Origin of the sequence: Bacillus aquiflavi (assembly GCF_019915265.1) — a bacterium.
GTDB lineage: Bacteria > Bacillota > Bacilli > Bacillales > Cytobacillaceae > Bacillus_BT > Bacillus_BT aquiflavi.
Genome location: NZ_CP082780.1, coordinates 272,002 through 289,816 on the forward strand (window position 1 = coordinate 272,002; position 17,815 = coordinate 289,816).

The 17,815-nt window shown below is 39.8% G+C and carries 15 protein-coding genes and 1 pseudogene; 14 read left to right on the forward strand and 2 right to left on the reverse strand.

Going from position 1 to position 17,815, the window contains the following annotated elements; genetic code table 11:
• Nucleotides 1-11 precede the first annotated feature (11 nt).
• The 6 genes and pseudogenes from K6959_RS01375 to K6959_RS01400 all read left to right on the forward strand — a co-directional run bounded on the left by K6959_RS01375 (nucleotide 12) and on the right by K6959_RS01400 (nucleotide 6,405).
• Nucleotides 12-2,210, forward strand: coding sequence for a DUF2800 domain-containing protein (locus K6959_RS01375; RefSeq protein WP_262421852.1), 2,199 nt, complete (start codon nucleotides 12-14; stop codon nucleotides 2,208-2,210).
• A gap of 16 nt (nucleotides 2,211-2,226) precedes the next feature.
• Nucleotides 2,227-2,772: a DUF2815 family protein gene (locus K6959_RS01380; protein WP_163243219.1), complete on the forward strand. Its 546-nt coding sequence runs from the start codon at nucleotides 2,227-2,229 to the stop codon at nucleotides 2,770-2,772.
• A 5-nt stretch (nucleotides 2,773-2,777) separates the two neighbouring features.
• Nucleotides 2,778-4,187, forward strand: a pseudogene (locus K6959_RS01385) (DNA polymerase); the annotation flags it as partial.
• Nucleotides 4,188-4,297: 110 nt separating this feature from the next.
• A complete protein-coding gene (locus K6959_RS01390) occupies nucleotides 4,298-4,576 on the forward strand; it encodes a VRR-NUC domain-containing protein (protein WP_163243220.1) in 279 nt (92 codons plus the stop codon).
• Complete coding sequence (locus K6959_RS01395) at nucleotides 4,573-5,955, forward strand: DEAD/DEAH box helicase (RefSeq protein WP_163243221.1); 1,383 nt, start codon at nucleotides 4,573-4,575, stop codon at nucleotides 5,953-5,955. Before K6959_RS01390 ends, K6959_RS01395 begins: the two co-directional genes overlap by 4 nt.
• 18 nt (nucleotides 5,956-5,973) lie before the next feature.
• On the forward strand, nucleotides 5,974-6,405 hold the full coding sequence (locus K6959_RS01400; protein ID WP_223087430.1) for a DUF1492 domain-containing protein: 432 nt from the start codon (nucleotides 5,974-5,976) through the stop codon (nucleotides 6,403-6,405).
• Between the two features lie 150 nt (nucleotides 6,406-6,555).
• Here the strand turns inward: K6959_RS01400 and K6959_RS01405 are convergent, their stop codons facing one another.
• Nucleotides 6,556-7,974 carry an ApeA N-terminal domain 1-containing protein gene (locus K6959_RS01405; protein WP_163243223.1) on the reverse strand — a complete coding sequence of 473 codons (1,419 nt, stop codon included), beginning with the start codon at nucleotides 7,972-7,974 and terminating at the stop codon, nucleotides 6,556-6,558.
• 454 nt (nucleotides 7,975-8,428) lie between these two features.
• Between K6959_RS01405 and K6959_RS01410 the strand changes: the two genes are divergently transcribed.
• The 3 genes from K6959_RS01410 (at nucleotide 8,429) to K6959_RS01420 (ending at nucleotide 11,685) form a co-directional block, all read left to right on the forward strand.
• Nucleotides 8,429-8,782: an HNH endonuclease gene (locus K6959_RS01410; protein WP_163243224.1), complete on the forward strand. Its 354-nt coding sequence runs from the start codon at nucleotides 8,429-8,431 to the stop codon at nucleotides 8,780-8,782.
• Nucleotides 8,783-9,558: 776 nt separating this feature from the next.
• Complete coding sequence (locus K6959_RS01415) at nucleotides 9,559-10,815, forward strand: site-specific DNA-methyltransferase (protein WP_223088272.1); 1,257 nt, start codon at nucleotides 9,559-9,561, stop codon at nucleotides 10,813-10,815.
• Nucleotides 10,816-10,938: 123 nt separating this feature from the next.
• Nucleotides 10,939-11,685: a virulence-related protein gene (locus tag K6959_RS01420; RefSeq protein ID WP_163243225.1), complete on the forward strand. Its 747-nt coding sequence runs from the start codon at nucleotides 10,939-10,941 to the stop codon at nucleotides 11,683-11,685.
• 816 nt (nucleotides 11,686-12,501) lie between these two features.
• On the opposite strand, the gene K6959_RS01425 is transcribed toward K6959_RS01420, so the two are convergent.
• Nucleotides 12,502-13,458, reverse strand: a complete 957-nt coding sequence (locus K6959_RS01425) for an Abi family protein (protein ID WP_163243227.1) — start codon at nucleotides 13,456-13,458, stop codon at nucleotides 12,502-12,504.
• 42 nt (nucleotides 13,459-13,500) lie between these two features.
• Here K6959_RS01425 and K6959_RS01430 point away from each other — a divergent pair, with 42 nt between their 5' ends.
• From K6959_RS01430 to K6959_RS01450, 5 genes are all read left to right on the forward strand, one after another.
• Complete coding sequence (locus K6959_RS01430) at nucleotides 13,501-13,776, forward strand: hypothetical protein (RefSeq protein ID WP_163243228.1); 276 nt, start codon at nucleotides 13,501-13,503, stop codon at nucleotides 13,774-13,776.
• A 39-nt stretch (nucleotides 13,777-13,815) separates the two neighbouring features.
• A complete protein-coding gene (locus tag K6959_RS01435) occupies nucleotides 13,816-14,298 on the forward strand; it encodes a phage terminase small subunit P27 family (protein ID WP_163243229.1) in 483 nt (160 codons plus the stop codon).
• A complete protein-coding gene (locus K6959_RS01440) occupies nucleotides 14,249-15,835 on the forward strand; it encodes a terminase large subunit (protein WP_374058377.1) in 1,587 nt (528 codons plus the stop codon). The genes K6959_RS01435 and K6959_RS01440 overlap by 50 nt, the downstream gene beginning before the upstream one ends.
• Nucleotides 15,836-16,089: 254 nt before the next feature.
• Nucleotides 16,090-16,629: a ribonuclease H1 domain-containing protein gene (locus tag K6959_RS01445; RefSeq protein ID WP_223087432.1), complete on the forward strand. Its 540-nt coding sequence runs from the start codon at nucleotides 16,090-16,092 to the stop codon at nucleotides 16,627-16,629.
• 33 nt (nucleotides 16,630-16,662) lie between these two features.
• Nucleotides 16,663-17,802: an RNase LS family HEPN domain-containing protein gene (locus K6959_RS01450; RefSeq protein WP_223087433.1), complete on the forward strand. Its 1,140-nt coding sequence runs from the start codon at nucleotides 16,663-16,665 to the stop codon at nucleotides 17,800-17,802.
• The last annotated feature ends 13 nt before the right edge of the window (nucleotides 17,803-17,815 follow it).

Genomic DNA, 17,815 nt, shown 5'->3' on the forward strand with positions numbered 1-17,815 from the left:
TTTCTATCTACATGAAACAGAAAGAAAGCAAGGAGAACCGACTTTCCGAGTATTTGGTACCTATTATTAGCAAGGACGAGCTGGATTGTGTAGCTGAGAGGTTTCTAAAAAAATATTATCCTGTAGCTCTTGAAAAGCCAATGAAAGTTCCCGCTCGTAGAATAGCAAAGATTATGGGGTTAAAGGTTGCCCAGGTTCATATTACTCAATTGGGTACAATCTTTGGCCAAATATATTTCTCTGATTCACGCATCAAATTCTATGATATTGAAACTGGCACTTATAAGAGAGCAAAAGTTAAAAGAGGAACCATCCTCATCGACCCAGATGTATTTTTTATGCGTAATATTGGTTCCGTGAATAATACCATTATTCACGAATGCGTTCATTGGGATTTACATAAAAAATTCTTTGAACTTGAAAAACTGTATAACCGAGAAGCTCGCGCTATTAGTTGTCAAGTGCGAGAAGGAGCCAGGCCTGAAAAGAATAGAACACCTCTTGATTGGATGGAATGGCAGGCGAACGCCCTTGCGCCAAGAATTTTAATGCCTAAAAAACAAACAAGAGTAAAAATCGAAGAGTTGATTGCGAAATATCAAAAGTGTAATGGGAAAGGCAATTCATATACCATTTTTGAAGCAGTCGTTGAAGAATTATCTGTTTTTTTCGAAGTGTCTAAAGTAGCTGCGAAAATTCGAATGATTGACCTTGGATATAAGCAGGCAATTGGTGTATATAACTATATAGATGAACAATATGTACCAGGCCATTCATTCGATGTAGTGGCTTTAAAAAACAACCAGACATTTTCTATTAGCGCCGAAGATGTTCTCTATGAATATGCTACGAAACCAGCATTCAAAAAGATATTAGATTCAGGGGATTATCTTTATGTAAACGCCCATGTCTGTATCAATGATCCGAAATATGTCCAGAGAAATAGTGCTGGTTACGCAACGCTTACGGAATATGCAAGAAATCATATTGATGAATGTTGTTTGATTTTTGATGTTAAGGCTAAGCCGAACGCCCGATATGGTATTGAATACTATAGAGAGGCTGTACTTTTTCGGGATGCCGCATCCGGTGCGCATAGATGGATGGTGTGCACCAAGTCTCCTAGGCTGGAAGAATCGATGGAAGAGGAAACTTCATTTTACGCTGAGGAAGGAACCCTTGCCCATGAACTTGCAGAATTGAAAATCGCAAAAGAAGCAGGGTTCATTTCAAAGCAGAAATATACCAGCAGGATAAAAAGGCTTTGCCAGGATCCGCTCTTTAATGAAGAAATGGAACAAGCCACCGAAGTGCATAAAGATTTCTGCATGGAACGTTTTAATGAAGCAAGAGCCGAAACAAAGGATGCTGTCATGATGCTAGAACAGCGGCTGGATTTTAGTCCATGGGTGCCCGATGGATTTGGTACTTCTGACACAACGATTATTACCGATAAGACTTTGGAAATCATTGACCTGAAATACGGGAAAGGGATTGCGGTTAGTGCGATTGAAAATCCCCAAATGAAACTATATGCACTCGGAGCCATTAACCAATTTGGTTTCCTATATGATCTTGAAACAATTGTTATGACAATTAGTCAGCCGCGACTTGATAGCATCTCATCTTTTGAAATGACGGTGGATGATCTACTCGAGTGGGCTGAGAAAGAAGTCATCCCGAAGGCGGAATTGGCCTTTGCCGGTAAGGGCACCTATTGCGTAGGCGACCATTGCCGTTTCTGTAAGGCAAAGGCGACCTGTAGGGCAAGAGCAGAAGAAAATATGAAGCTGGCCTATTTGGATTTTCAACAGCCGCCACTCCTAACAGATGAAGAAGTGGTGGAGGTACTTGGCTCCATCGATAAATTAGTCAGCTATGCAAAAGATATCCAGGAATTTGCTCTTTCACAGGCGATAAATGAAAACAAGCACTGGCCCGGCATGAAACTGGTTGAAGGCAGGGGGAGCCGTAAATATATGGATGAAAATGCAGTTATTGAAGCGCTGACTGCTTCCGGATTTGATAGCGATGTGATTTACAAAAAATCGCTCAACACGATTACGGCGCTTGAAAAACAATTGGGCAAAAAGGCATTCCAGGAGTTGCTTGGGTCCCATATCACAAAGGCCCCGGGGAAAATTAAGCTCGTTCGAGAAGAGGACAAGCGTCCAGAAATAAAAGCTTCTCCGGAAGCAGATTTTCAATAATGAGGAGGAAAACAAAATGATTAAAATTACAGTTGGAACAAAGGAAAACCCAGTACGGTTCAGTTATGCGAATGTACACCAACCGGTGAGTGTTAATGGGAGCGACCTGAAGTATTCAGTAAGCATTATTATCCCAAAATCGGACAAGAAAGTGATTAAAAAGATCAAAGATGCCATTCAAAAAGCCACTCAGGAAAACAAGGACAAATTCGGCGGTAAGGTACCATCGAACTTGAAGAACCCATTGCGCAATGGTGATACGGATCGTGAAGATGATGAAGCTTATGCAGATTCTTTCTTTATTAATGCCAACAGCAAAATCAAACCAGGCATTGTGGATGCGGACTTAAATCCAATCATGGACCAAAGTGAATTTTATTCAGGCTGTTATGGACGAGTTAGTTTGACTTTCTACGCTTACAACGTAAATGGAAATAAAGGAATCGCTGCAGGACTCCAAAATATAATGAAAACAGATGATGGGGACCCACTTGGCGGACGTAGCAGTGCCGAAGCTGATTTTGCTGACGACAGCGACGATGATGACGATATCTTAGGTTGATAGCTATGAAGCTATTAGCTATCGATATCGAAACTTACAGTAATATAGACCTCCTTAAATCGGGGGTCTATGCCTACAGTGAATCAGCTGATTTTGAAATTCTCCTCTTTGCCTATGCGGTTGATGATGAAGATGTACAAATTGTTGATTTAGCTTCCGGTGAAAAAATACCCGATTACATCATCGAAGCTATGACAAACCCAAATGTCATAAAAACAGCATACAATGCCAATTTTGAACGGACATGTTTAGCAAAGCATTTTCATACACCGATGCCGCAGGAACAGTGGAGCTGCTCTTCTGTTCACGCCCTAATGCTTGGTTTACCTGGCCACCTGGACGGAGTAGCTAAGTGTCTGAGGTTAAATGAACAGAAAATGAAGGAAGGAAAATCACTGATTCGTTACTTTTCTGTTCCTTGTAAACCCACCAAAGTGAATGAGGGGAGAACTCGTAATCTACCTGACCATGACCCGGAAAAGTGGGGCGTCTTTAAAGACTACTGCAAACAGGATGTTGAGGTCGAAAGGCAAATCCGAAAGAAGTTAGAGTCATTCCCAATTCCCAAAGTAGAGCAGAAGCTTTGGGAGTTAGATCAGAAGATAAATGATAACGGTGTGCTCATCGATAAAGTCTTAGTTATTAACGCTATTCTAGCAGATAAATCATTTCAAGACACTCTCTTTAATGAAGCTGTCCAATTAACGGGGCTCGACAATCCGAATAGCCCAGCTCAGTTAAAAGGATGGTTGTTGAAACAAGGAATAGAGGTGGACAGCCTTGCAAAGAAAAATGTCGAGTTACTGATGAAGAAAGTGGAAGACCCAGAAGCGAAGCGGCTGTTGGCACTAAGACAGGGAATGTCCAAAACATCAGTGAAAAAGTATGAAGCAATGGAACGCTCCATCTGTTCCGACCAAAGAATTAAAGGGTTGCTGCAATTTTATGGTGCGAATCGAACAGGCCGTTGGGCAGGTAGACTCGTTCAAATTCATAACCTGCCAAGAAACAATATGAAAGATTTACAGATTGCAAGGGATCTTTTGAAGTCAGGAAATCATGAAGCCCTAGCCCTTCTTTTCGATAATGTTCCCGACGTACTGTCCCAACTCATTCGAACTGCTTTCATTCCATCAAAAGGGAGCCGATTTATCGTTGCGGACTTTTCAGCGATTGAAGCGAGGATCATTGCATGGCTTGCAGGGGAACGTTGGCGGATGGATGTGTTTCAATCGCATGGGAAAATTTATGAAGCCTCTGCAGCTCAAATGTTCAAAGTTCCGATTAAATCCATTGATAAAGGTAGTCCGCTCCGACAGAAAGGAAAGATTGCGGAGTTGGCTCTTGGATACGGTGGCTCGAAAGGGGCATTGACTCAGATGGGCGCATTAGAAATGGGTTTAACAGAAGATGAGCGCTTATATGTATAGGTCCACGGAAAAAAGGTATACGGAGAATACAAATGGCTGGAAACCGCATGAATACTGGGTTTGTGATGTATACCTTCGTATTGGAGTGATAAAAAATGAAGGAAGCTGCCATTGAAAAAAGGCTAAAGATGAAAGTGAACGAACATGGTGGGTTGGCTTTGAAGCTTATTTCTCCTGGTTTTGCAGGAGTGCCCGACAGGTTGGTGCTTTTTAATGGTTCGAAAATCGCCTTTGTGGAATTAAAAGCACCGTCCAAAAAGCTGCAGGCCTTACAACAGAAACGGAAAAAGCAGCTAGAAGCCTTAGGTTTTAAAGTTTTTAAGATTGATAGCTATGAGGCGGTCGATCGAATGCTAGAGGAGATGATTCGATGAATTACCAACCGTATCATTATCAGGACTTTGCCACTCAATGGATCATCGATAAAAAGAAATCCGCCCTGTTTCTTGAAATGGGGATGGGCAAATCAGTCTCTACATTAACGGCGATTTTAGAACTGATGTATGACTACTTTGAAGTTGCGAAAGTTCTTGTGATTGCTCCGCTTCGAGTAGCAAGTACTACATGGGAAGATGAGATTGAAAAGTGGGATCATCTCCAGGAACTTCGAATTTCAAAGGTGCTTGGTAGTGAAAAGCAACGTGTGGCGGCTTTGTACAAAAAAGCGGATATTTACATTATCAACCGCGAAAATGTCACTTGGCTAGTTGAACGACTACATTCAAACTGGCCCTTCGATATGGTGGTGATTGATGAGTTATCCAGTTTTAAATCCTCCAAGGCTCAGCGGTTTAAGTCCTTAAAAAAGGTACGACCGTTTATCAAAAGAATCGTCGGGCTAACTGGAACCCCTGCACCGAACGGTCTGATCGATTTGTGGCCACAGATTTATTTACTAGATGGTGGAGAACGATTGGGGAAGACGGTCACCGGATATCGAGAAAAGTACTTCCTTCCGGATAAACGAAACCAAATGATGGTCTACACATGGAAGCCAAAAGAAGATGCGGAAGCTGCCATTTATGAAAACCTCTCCGATATCTGTGTAAGCATGAAAGCTAAGGATTATCTCGAGTTACCCGAACGGATCGATAATGTGATTTCAGTAGAACTGCCAAAGAGGGCAAAGGAACAGTACTACCAGTTAGAAAGGGAATTGATTTTATCCCTAGAAGAGACGGATATTTTAGCTGGGTCTGCGGCAGTGCTAGCCAACAAGCTATTGCAAATGGCTAATGGTGCGGTTTATGGCGAAGATGGAAAAGTGAAACATATTCACGATGAGAAGTTGAAATCATTGGATGAATTGATGGAGGCAGCAAGCGGGAAGCCGGTTCTTGTTTTTTACGGCTATCAACATGATAAGGACAGGATTCTAGAACATTTGAAGAAACTAAAGCCACGACTTCTTCAATCGGATCAAGATATCAAGGACTGGAATCAGGGAAAGGTTCACGTCTTGTTAGTCCATCCTGCATCAGCGGGGCACGGGCTGAACCTTCAAACAGGTGGAAACATTATCGTCTGGTTTGGGTTGACTTGGAGTCTTGAACTCTACCAACAAGCAAATGCAAGACTGTATCGCCAAGGACAAAAGCAAACGGTCATTGTCCATCATATCATTGCAAAAGACACGATTGATGAACGGGTGATGAAAGCCCTGGAAACTAAAGATGTGAGCCAGGCAGCATTGATTGAAGCGGTCAAAGCCAAAATGAAACAATACAAAGCGCGTTTTCCAGATGGTATGTAATGATGGGAGGAGTTGCCGGTGAACGCAAAAGAATATTTATCCCAGGCTTTTCAGCTTGACCAAAGAATAAACAGTAAACTAGAACAGGTTTCGATGTTACGGGAACTTGCCTTAAGAACAACCTCCGTCCTTCAGGATGATAAAGTTCAAAGTACTAAGCAACAATCGCCGATGGAAAATGCCCTTGTTAATTTGTTGAGCCTTGAAGAAGAAATCAACGATGACATTGACCAGTTAGTTGATTTGAAGCGTGAATTGACAACCTTCATAGCAGAAATAGCCAATCCCTCCCATCGCATATTGCTTGAGCTTCGGTATCTAGGCGGGAGTACATGGGATGAAGTCGCTGCTATCATGGGCTATGATGTGCGATGGGTTTATCGATTGCATCGGAAAGCATTGAAGGAAATAAATGAATTATTGAAAAACAATACGGTAGGATGTATATGAACCCATGGAATTTGAGTTTGAAGATTATTTTTAAAAGGCACAAAAAAAGGGCACTAAGCTGTTTAATGTGGTGTCCTTTTTTGTGCAACAAACAGTACCCGATCGTGAAAGAAATATCAATTGAAGACAAGGTTGAAATATTGTTTTGAATTATTGGCTATTTCTTCTCTTATCAGCTCTTCTAATATCGTTACTAGTAATAATTGGTTTTATTCTTTCCCTTATTCTTTCGTGAATAAAGTCTTCTTTAAATCCTAATTCTCTAAGTAAATAGAATTCAAGTATATTGCGTAGAATATGGAAGGCGGTTATTAATTCTTCCCCTTTTAGGGCTTTATTCTCTCGTTCTTGATCATAGTGTGTATAATAATTCCTAGTTTGAGCAATTGAATTGGGGAATTCCAACAATTTGAAGTTTCCTGTGTGAAAAATGAATTTGTAATCTGCTATTAGTAGGTCGGCTAGGCGACTTTTTAGTATAACAAAATTTCTGCAACCACCTAACAATAATTCTTTATCAGTTTTCCAGAAGGCTCTAGGTCTCGCTTCTAATAATTTATCAACTCTTTTTTTAAAGTCATCTAAAGAATAAGCAATTTTTCGTGAATGGTAAGTTTCTAAAGCCTGTACCATATTTAAGAAATGCCTACTAACTGACAAATTCTGATTGTATAGACTGTCAATATAAAGTTCTATTATAGGCTCCATTATATTCGCTATATGTTGCCATTTTGAGAAGTTTGCTTCTTTTAATTCGGTAAGACTAAAAAGGTAGTCATGTTTTATTAATCGCCTAGAACTACTTTCGATATTTACAGCATGTTTATGGGCATGAAAAACTTCTAGAGGCCGAATATGTTTCTCGCCGTTTTCGAGCTCATAATATACGTCGGGAGTCTCAACAGTCATCGATCCATAGCTTAAAGTACTGCCTATCGCTATCTCTATAAGTCTTTTCATCTGGTTAGCTATATTCATAAACCATTCAATTGTTTTTGAGGATTGAGCTTCAATTATAAGGTGCGGCTTTTGCTTTAGTGTGATTTCTTCACTCATAAGATAAAATGGGTCACTAAAAGTTAAATAATAGGAAATATTGTAAGATTCATTTGAGTATATTTTCACTGGATCTATAATATCCAAACCTATAAGAGAACCTTCTGTTTGATGCAATTCAGGTCTTATATAATTTGAGACATCACCCCATTGAATTATTCCTGGAATGCCTATTATCATTTTGGAAAACTTTATGTCCTCTTCTTTTTCAAAGTTTACACCATTAAACATAAATTGAGCTTTGTAGCCAAATACTTCCTCAGATCCTACTCTGCTATTAGTACTTATTCTCGAACAATTAACAAGAGTAATCTCAGCGCCGTTTATCGTAGTACCAACAATAAAGGAAATTTCAAGTGGAATTTCTAAGTAGCTCATGATAGGACCCTTATTGGGTATACGAATATATAATATTATTCCGCCTTCATCCTCATTTAAATATAAGTCACCTGTATATTTTGCACCCTTATTATTGACTTTCCAAAAGCCCGTAGCCGATAAATTTACTTTCATTTTTTTCACCACCACAATTAGCGTTGATTACCTTAATAAAGCTATTTCAGCATGCTTGTATATAAGAGTTGGCTCCTGTGTAGAAATAACGCATAATGAATTTTCTTCTTAAAAAGATTGTAACACACATCAATTTAAACAGTTCCGTAAAATAAATATGAAAAAAACTGTTGCATCCCTGATGATTGGTTTAATTCTTTTTTTCTTCAACTGTTCTAGATTTTACATATACGGCATGCCTATAAATTCTTTCAACCCAGCCATCGCTTATTGAGGTGGTGGCTGGTGAATGACTAATGGCAATTTCAATATTTTTTAATAAAACACGCCATGAAAAGCCATGTTAAGCCACCCTATCCCTGTGATAGAGTGTAAGGTGTATAAATAGCATAGATACGGCCCTTGAAGGATAATCCTTCGGGGCTTTTTTAATAGAGTAATGGAGTTGAAAACAATGCCGAAGGAACCAAGGAAGCCATGCAAACACAACGGCTGCCCTTTGTTGACCGATGATAAGTACTGCGAGTTTCATGCAAAGCTTCATGTAAATGATAGGCCTAATGCAAGCGAGCGTGGTTATGATAACCGTTGGAGGAAGGCAAGAAAAAGATTCTTGAATTTAAATCCCCTTTGCAAACAATGTCAGCAGAAAGGAACGCTTACCCAAGCTACTGTGGTAGACCACATCAAACCGCACCGAGGGGACCAGAGTTTATTTTGGGATCAAAGCAATTGGCAACCTTTGTGTAAAAGATGCCATGACCGAAAGACAATAACAGAAGATCGGTATCCCGTCTACACCTTTTGATGCCGACCCCCTAGGGGGGATTGAATCCCTACAGCCAATTCCCTAACGACCGACGCCCCCCATCACGTGAATTTTCGCGGAATTAAACAAGGGGGATATCAATAGATAGCAGGAAGAAGTGGGAAAAGCCAATAGGCGCAAGGGCTTCGACCGTTTACGAATTTGCGGTGAGGTTAAATAGGGATATGAATATAAATCAGCTTATTCATTGTCAGCATAAGGTTTGCGCCACTTTTATGGAGAATTAATAAATGTACACTAAACGCCAATAGTCACCTGGAAATCGGCTGATTAAGGCGTTTTTTTATTGCCGATTTTAAAACGGTTAACGCAGAAAGGGGTGTGAGGGATGAATGAGGTAGAAAAACAGACGATTTATGATCTCCGGCTTAAAGGAGTTGGATATAAAGCTATTGCAGCAATTCTTGGGAAGTCTCGGGATAGCATCCGAGGGTTTTGTAAAAGGAATGGACTTGCGGGTGATTCCAGAGTTGTCGCTTTAAACGTGAAAGAGCAAATGAACAATCATCTACTCTGCACTTGCTGCGGTAGCCCAATCAATCAAAAAAGTCGTGGAAGAACCCGGAAATTTTGCACCGATGAATGCCGGCGTAAATGGTGGAAGGAAAATCCACAGGCGCGCAATAAAAATGACGCAGCCATTTACCATTACACTTGCCCGCAATGTGAGAATGATTTTAGTTGCTACGGAAACAAAAAGCGAAAGTTCTGCAGCCATGATTGCTATATCAAATCTAGATTTTGGAGTGATGAAGATGGAATATAAAAAGGTAGCGATCGATGATTTAATTCCTGCCAGTTACAACCCAAGGAAAAAACTGAAGCCTGGAGACAGTGAATTTGAAAAAATAAAAAATAGCATTAGTGAATTTGGTTATGTAGATCCCGTTATCGTCAATGGAGATTTGACGGTAATTGGTGGGCATCAGCGGATTACCGTTTTAAAGGCATTAGGCTATACCGAAATCGATTGTGTAATTATTGAGATAGACAAGACAAAAGAAAAAGCCCTTAATATTGCCTTGAATAAAATAAGCGGTGAATGGAATAACGAACTATTGGCTGACTTGATTGCCGATTTACAGTCGGTAGATTACGATATCGGTTTTACCGGTTTTGATCCGCCGGAAATTGATGAGCTATTTAACGAAATGCATGATAAAGATGTCAAAGAAGATGACTTTGATGTTGATAAGGAGTTGGCAGAGCCTTCGATTACCCAAAAAGGCGATTTGTGGCTACTTGGACGACACCGATTAATATGCGGGGATAGTACGGACCCAGAGATTTATCAAGTTTTAATGAATGGGCAGAAAGCGAATCTTATCGTTACGGACCCGCCCTACAATGTAAATTATTCTTCACAAGCTGGAAGCATTAAAAACGATAACATGAAAGACCAAGAGTTTTATAACTTTTTATTTCAAGCTTTCACCAATATGGCCGCTCATGTTGAAAGGGATGCATCCATCTATGTTTTCCATGCTGACACAGAAGGCTACAACTTCAGAAAAGCATTCAAAGATGCTGGCTTTTATTTATCTGGTGTTTGTATCTGGGCTAAGCAAAGCCTAGTCCTAGGAAGAAGCCCTTACCAGTGGAAGCACGAGCCGATTCTATTTGGTTGGTTAAAAGGTGGAAAGCATAACTGGTATTCTGATCGTAAGCAAAGTACCATTTGGAATTTTGATAGACCTTCAAAGAGCGGGCTCCATCCAACAATGAAACCGGTCAGCCTATGTGCTTACCCTATTCAGAATAGCAGCATGAGCAATTGTATTGTACTGGACCCGTTTGGAGGGAGTGGTTCCACCCTCATTGCATGCGAACAAACGAACCGTATTTGCCACACAAGTGAGCTTGATGAAAAATATGCAGATGTGATTGTGAAAAGATATATTGAACAAGTTGGGAGTGATGAAAACGTGTTGTTATGCCGTGACGGAGAATCGATTGCATTTTACGATGTTCCAAAGCCTGAAGTTGAATTGGACGAAGAATTGCTAGTGTGAGTTATCTCGCCTTGAGGGCTCTATTTTCATTCAAAACAACTATGATATTGTCCAGGATTCACTTGCTATCACCCGTGTTTTGAGGGATATATGTACTACACCAAAACACAGGAGGTAATGTAAATGAATCGAAAAGAAATGGTTAAAAGACTTGGCGAGTTTTTAGGAGTGAAACCAAAGTATCTCAGCGCCCCCACTTTTGCTTACGCGATTGTGACAGAAGAGGAGACCTACACAATCGATAGGCAGGGAACAATTAGAAATTCAAACGGGGACGCAAAACACTACGACGAAATTGTAAACCTAGCAGAGCCAAACAAAAATAGCGAAGCCGCAATGCTTCCTGAATTAGATGGCCTGGAGATAACACTTCCGCTAGCGGGTCACACTGGAAACACATTAAGAAATCTAGTAAACATGCTTTATAGTAAGCAGCACCTCATCATGATGGCATTCGAATCAAACGAGCCGCTGATGGACGATACTTTACCGAAAGATTTAAGTGAAAAGGAAACGGGAACTCTTGGGGATTTCAAAAAGGCATTGGATGAACTTGGACTTGGGAAGCTTCCGAACTTAGCATTTGATTTTGAAAATGAAACCTTCACGATCAAACTGGCGGTCCAAAGTTTTGACTCAGAGACAGTTACAGCCTTCCAAGACCTCATCGGATTTATCGACCGAAATGCCAAAAAGCAAAAGCGGGCATCTTTCAAACGGTCACAGGATGAAAACCCAAAATACTCCTTCCGGACATGGCTCATTCGACTTGGAATGAATGGCCCTGAGTATAAAACAACCCGAAAAGTACTCTTGAAAAACCTTTCTGGCAGTGCAGCGTATCGAAAGGTGAGTGAACCGAATGGATAAGTTCTTCACACAAATAAATTGCGATCGCTGTGGTGGTTGCTTAAAAGGCGGTCGAATTATGTCTATGTACAATACCGATTGCATTTGCATGGCTTGCAAGGACAAGGAGTCGAAGCAGGCTGACTATAGTGAGGCGGTCAAGGCTGACCATGAGGAAATTAGGAAGGGCAATTACAATTATAAAGGCATAAAGGGCGAGAATTAACTTGCTAATCCCTGTGTTTAGAGTGATGTATAGACATACCAAAAACACAGGGAGGTTGTTTGAATGACTAGGGAGATGATTCAAATGCTGCAGGGAAATGTTGATGCGTTTAGGGGAATGGAACTGCTGCTTCAGTAAAAGTGCGATATAGAAGAAGCTGGATACCAAGAAAATGAGATGTATCTTTTGCCGGGAATACTAGTCCTTCAACTTGAAGACGGGGAAGTGCGCTGGATGGTATTCGAAGGCGAATTCAAGATGGAAATCTGGAAGAAATAAGCTTCCGGTTAACATGATTTATAGAGCCTAATCATGATAGCCTTCGAAACAAATGAGCCACTAATGAACGGTATTTTCCCTGAAGATTTTAATAAAAAGTAAGCAAGCGCCTTTGGGGATTTCAAAAAGGTACTATATGCATTTGACCTTGAAATTGTCCATGTCTAGAAGTGTGGGATGTAATTCACTTCCACAGGAAATGTTAAAATGGCATGGCGGTAAAAGAAGTAGGGCAAGCCATGTAAACGTAAAGAAAGTGAATAAAGGGAATAAAATAACCCACCGAGTGAGCGTATTGTTTAGTAGGGCTACTTGGTGAGTTTATTTCTTGTTTAAAAATAGGTTTTCCAATTAACGTCAAAGCCCATAATTGTTAATATATCGGCAAATGGAACAGTTGTTAGTTTATTTTGATAACTATTGAACAGTTTGTCTAGGGAGCTTTTTAGTTCTCTGTGTTCTTTTTTAGGGAGTACTAATTTTAATAAGGCGAACATCGTAAATAATCTACCATCGAGCAAGTTCCCGGGAATAGACAATAATTGGGAATTGTGTCTAGTTCTAGTTTGATGGTGCAACTTGAAGTTATAAAGCCTTTCTTCGTGGGCACACAAATTTCTAATCAAATTAGCAATTTTAATAACATCAACAATTGATTCCTTAGGAATTTGGAATGTTGCGCCGTAATCCCTCTTAAATTGTAAAGAGAAGTCTTTAGCAATCTTGTCCTTTAGGGAAGCGTCTATAGCCTGATAAAAATTAGAAATGTTTCCAAGTGTTAAATCGTTTACTAATACCCATAAAGGCACATTGCCGTGAACGGTTAAATAATGCTTAATCGAGTTGTTATTTTTCTCCGATGACTTTTGCTTTATTTTATTTGATATTATAGCAATAAGGTTCAGTACCTGGTTCAAGTTTGAACTTGAGTAATTTTTAAATAGAAGGTAAGCGTGGGGTTCCTTAAACTTTTCACTGAATCGATATGAGATTTTAGATTTCATACTGTTTTCAAAGATTAATAGATATTTTAAAAATAAGTTTCTTAGCTCCCTATCAAATGTGAAAAGGCTATATATTTCCTCGATGGTAGTATTTGGTATATATTTTTCAGGAGATGCTGCTTGTCCATTTTGATCTTTAAGTAGAAATAAATCTTTATATCCATTTATCACATTATAGTAATTTTCTCTTTCAAAAATACGCATAGCAGTGGAACCATTATCAATGGTCAAACCTCTACCCCGTAAAATCGTTATTTGTTGACGGTGCGTTTGGAATGGCTTCATTACTTATCACCCCATAAAAATAGCCCAGTCCTCGGAAGGAACATGGGCCTGATCACTAAGATCATTATATTATATGCATACATGGCTGTCAATAAACATGAATTTAAAACATTTTTCAAAAATGTGCATTGTTTATATTGGAATGAGATACCAGGCATAGCGATTGATTTTGAAAATGAAATATTCACTATTAAACTAGAAGCCCAGAACTTGGATTCAGCTGGATGGTATTCAAAGGCGAATTCAAAATGGAAATATGGAAGTAATAGGAATGCGAAAATCGAACAAGCGGTTCAAGAAGAGTCTGTCCAAGGATAGGCTCTTTTCCTACGCCAAATTTGAAAGGAGGTGGCGCCTGTGACCCAACGTGGAAGAAAGCCCAAGCCTACAGCCATCAAGGCGTTAGAAGGCAACCCGGGCAAACGTCAGCTTAATCATAGCGAGCCCCAGCCTGAAAAGAAAGCACCAAGATGCCCAACTTGGTTAGAACCTGAAGCTAAAAAAGAGTGGCGGAGGATGGTCAAGCGACTAGAACAGCTTGGAATTTTGACAGAAGTAGATATGGCTGCATTTGCAGGATATTGCCAAGCCTATGCAAGATGGAAAGAGGCGGAGGAATTCATTTCCAAACACGGGACCATTGTCAAAACCCCTTCAGGATATTGGCAGCAGGTGCCACAGGTTTCAATTGCTCAGAGTTATTTAAAAATCATGAATCGGTTCTGTGAGCAGTTTGGATTAACCCCTTCATCGAGAAGTAGAATTGTCACTGATAAACCAATTGATGCAAATGACCCGATGGAATTTATGCTCTTTCAAGGTGGTGGTAAAGGTGTATGACGAAAAAAAGGCCCAGCATGCCGTAAACTTTATTAATTGTCTGAAGCACACGAAAGGTCAGTGGCGTGGTGTACCTTTCGATCTCTTACCTTGGCAGGACCAAATTATTCGGGATCTATTCGGTACAGTAAAGGAAAATGGCTATCGCCAATACAACACCGCCTATATTGAAATTCCAAAGAAGAATGGGAAAAGTGAATTGGCTGCTGCTGTCGCTTTATTAATGACGTGTGCGGATGGTGAGTGGGGAGCAGAGGTTTATGGCTGTGCCTCCGACCGGCAGCAAGCATCCATTGTTTTTGATGTTGCAGTTGAAATGGTGGATCAGTCGCCAGTCCTTCGAAAAAGATTCAAACCTGTTATGTCAATGAAGCGTTTGGTCTATAAACCTACCAATAGTTTCTATCAGGTTTTATCGGCTGAAGCCTATACTAAACATGGTCTGAATGTACACTCAGTTGTATTTGACGAATTACATGCTCAACCAAACCGAGAGTTGTTTGATGTTATGACAAAAGGTTCTGGCGATGCTCGACTGCAGCCGTTGTTCTTTTTAATCACAACTGCGGGAACTGACCGGAATTCGATTTGTTATGAGGTCCATCAAAAAGCAGTAGACGTTATCGAGGGAAGGAAACTTGACCCGACATTCTACCCTGCGATTTATGGAATTGATGATGACGATGATTGGATGGATGAAAAGAATTGGTATGAGGCTAATCCATCATTGAACCATACCATTGACATAGAGAAAGTTCGAAATGCATTTATTAGTGCGAAGGAAAACCCGGCAGAAGAAAACCTATTTAGGCAGCTGAGGCTCAACCAATGGGTGAAACAATCGACCCGATGGATGCAGATGGAGAAATGGGATGCTTGCGATGAAGAAATCGATATTGACAGCCTTCGTGGTAGAGAATGTTTTGCTGGGTTAGACCTTTCAAGTACAACTGACATTACTGCTTTTGTATTGGTTTTCCCACCAAGGACAGAAGATGAGAAATTCATTGTTCTTCCTTACTTCTGGATACCCGATGAAAACTTGAAGCAAAGGGTTAGAAGAGATCATGTTCCGTACGATATATGGGAGCAGCAAGGATATATCAAAACGACAGAAGGGAATGTCGTGCATTACGGGTTCATTGAGGCTTTCATCGAGGAACTTGGCACAAAGTACAATATTAAAGAAATTGCTTTTGATAGATGGGGTGCTGTACAAATGGTTCAAAACCTGGAAGGAATGGGCTTCACCGTTGTTCCGTTTGGCCAAGGATATAAGGATATGTCACCGGCTTCAAAAGAATTAATGAAGATAACCCTTGAGAAAAGAATCGTTCATGGCGGAAACCCAGTTTTAAGATGGATGATGGATAACATCTTTGTCAAGACCGATCCGGCAGGCAATATTAAACCGGATAAAGAAAAAAGTACAGAACGGATTGATGGGGCGGTAGCCTTGATTATGGCATTGGATCGTGCAATTCGTAATGAAAACAGGGAGAGTGTTTACGATGGACGGGGGATATTAATACTCTGAGTTCGAAAGAGCATTGATTTGTTTTCATTGCAACCTACTAGAAACTCACGTATAATAATAGAAGTTTAAGCTAAAAGACAAGAAATATTATTTTTTTCATTCGTGCCTGAGCAACTAGTTTTTTCTAATAGAAACTGGTTGTTTATTTGGTTAATGATAGATTTTGATAGATCACCAATCTGTAAGGCACATCTTCGTAATGTTTCATTATTAAACACACAAAGATAATAGTACTTACAGGAGCGGTGATATATATGGCAAAAAAATATTATGCAGTAAAACAAGGTAAAAAAACAGGAATATTTACTACATGGGATGAATGTAAACAGAATGTACATGGATACCCAGGTGCAGAATATAAGAGCTTCACGAGCAAAGCTGAAGCAGAAAATTATTTGACGGGTTCAAAAGAAATTGAAGAATCCAAAAAAGATAGAGCGTCCGATCATGAAGTTGAAGTTGTGGCTTATGTTGATGGTAGCTTCAACGAAGAAAGCTCTGAGTTTTCTTACGGTGCGGTTATTTTTTATGAAGGAAAACAAATGCATTTTTCCGAAAAATATAATGATCCCGATCTAGTTTCCATGAGGAATGTTGCTGGAGAAATTAAGGGTTCGGAAAGAGCGATGGCTTTTGCTCTTGAAAAAGGAGCCAAGAGCTTGGCGATTCACCATGATTATGAAGGTATCGCTAAGTGGTGTAATGGTGAATGGAAAGCAAATAAAACTGGTACCAAAGCCTATAAAAAATATTATGATGATATAAAAAATGATGTGTCCGTGAAATTCGTTTAAGTAAAAAGTCACTCTGGTGACAAATTCAATGATTTGGCGGATAAATTAGCTAAGGAAGCCTTTGCTAAAAAATCCCCTTCTGAAAATTCACCAATGAATGAACCTGATCAGACTCGAAATGTAGGTATTTTTGTAAATCCAACTGAGTTGGAAGACATTATAAAAAATACTGGGACACAAATGTGGGATGACTTCCGCTTCATATCTTTGGAAGAAAGAGGCAAGGTCAATAAGTGCAATTTCACAGTGAACGGCAAGCTATGTTCTTTAAACTTTCACAGTAAAAATAATGGAACAACAACGATGAGTCCGACTGGTAAAAACACGGAATTATCCTTAGCGCTTAAAGAACGGATTATTGAATTGAGTGACTTTAAAGACACTGGTGTTTCCAAATCGCATACGTTTAGGATTAATAAGGAATGGTCATATAACCTTGTAGGCTTTTTGGGGGAATTAGAGGATATTGAAAAAGATTGCATTCAACATGAGAATCCAAAATATGAACAGTGTAAATTCGTAAGCGCGAAAGGCGATCGTTTAAACATAAATATCTATGAAACGGGTAATGTTGTCTTGCAAGGAAAGCCGGCTTATCTTTATACTGAGGCATTGTCCTTTTTATCCTACTGCCCACAAATCAGTATGACTGATGTTATCGAAGCCAATAATTCTTTTCATGAAGTGGATATAAAAGTTGAAGATACACGAACCGAACTTCAAAAACTGATGCCGAACGCATATGGAAATATTGACGATACGTTATTCAAGATTCTTTCCCCAGCGATCTCTCTTAAAAAGGTTAATGTGGAAATGGAAGATTACTCTTGCTACGCTTTTCCTGCTTTACGTGCACTTGAAGGGTATTTGAAATACTTATTCAGTATAGAAGAAATCGAAATTGGGCATAGCTATGGATATCATTTTGGGCATGACACGAGGACAGATGCCTTCCACTTAAAAAGGCATGTGGTACAGGAACTGAAAAACCCAAAAGTCGAAGCCCCATTAGTTGAGACTTATAAATATATAAATAAAAACCGCCACACGTTGTTCCATACAGAACAAATAATGTTCATTACTCGTATCCTGGAGGACAAGCTAGAAGCGGATCAAATTGTAAATGAAGTCATTGATTTAATTGAACGCACGTATACTTATCTAACAGCATAAAATAACTGAGGGA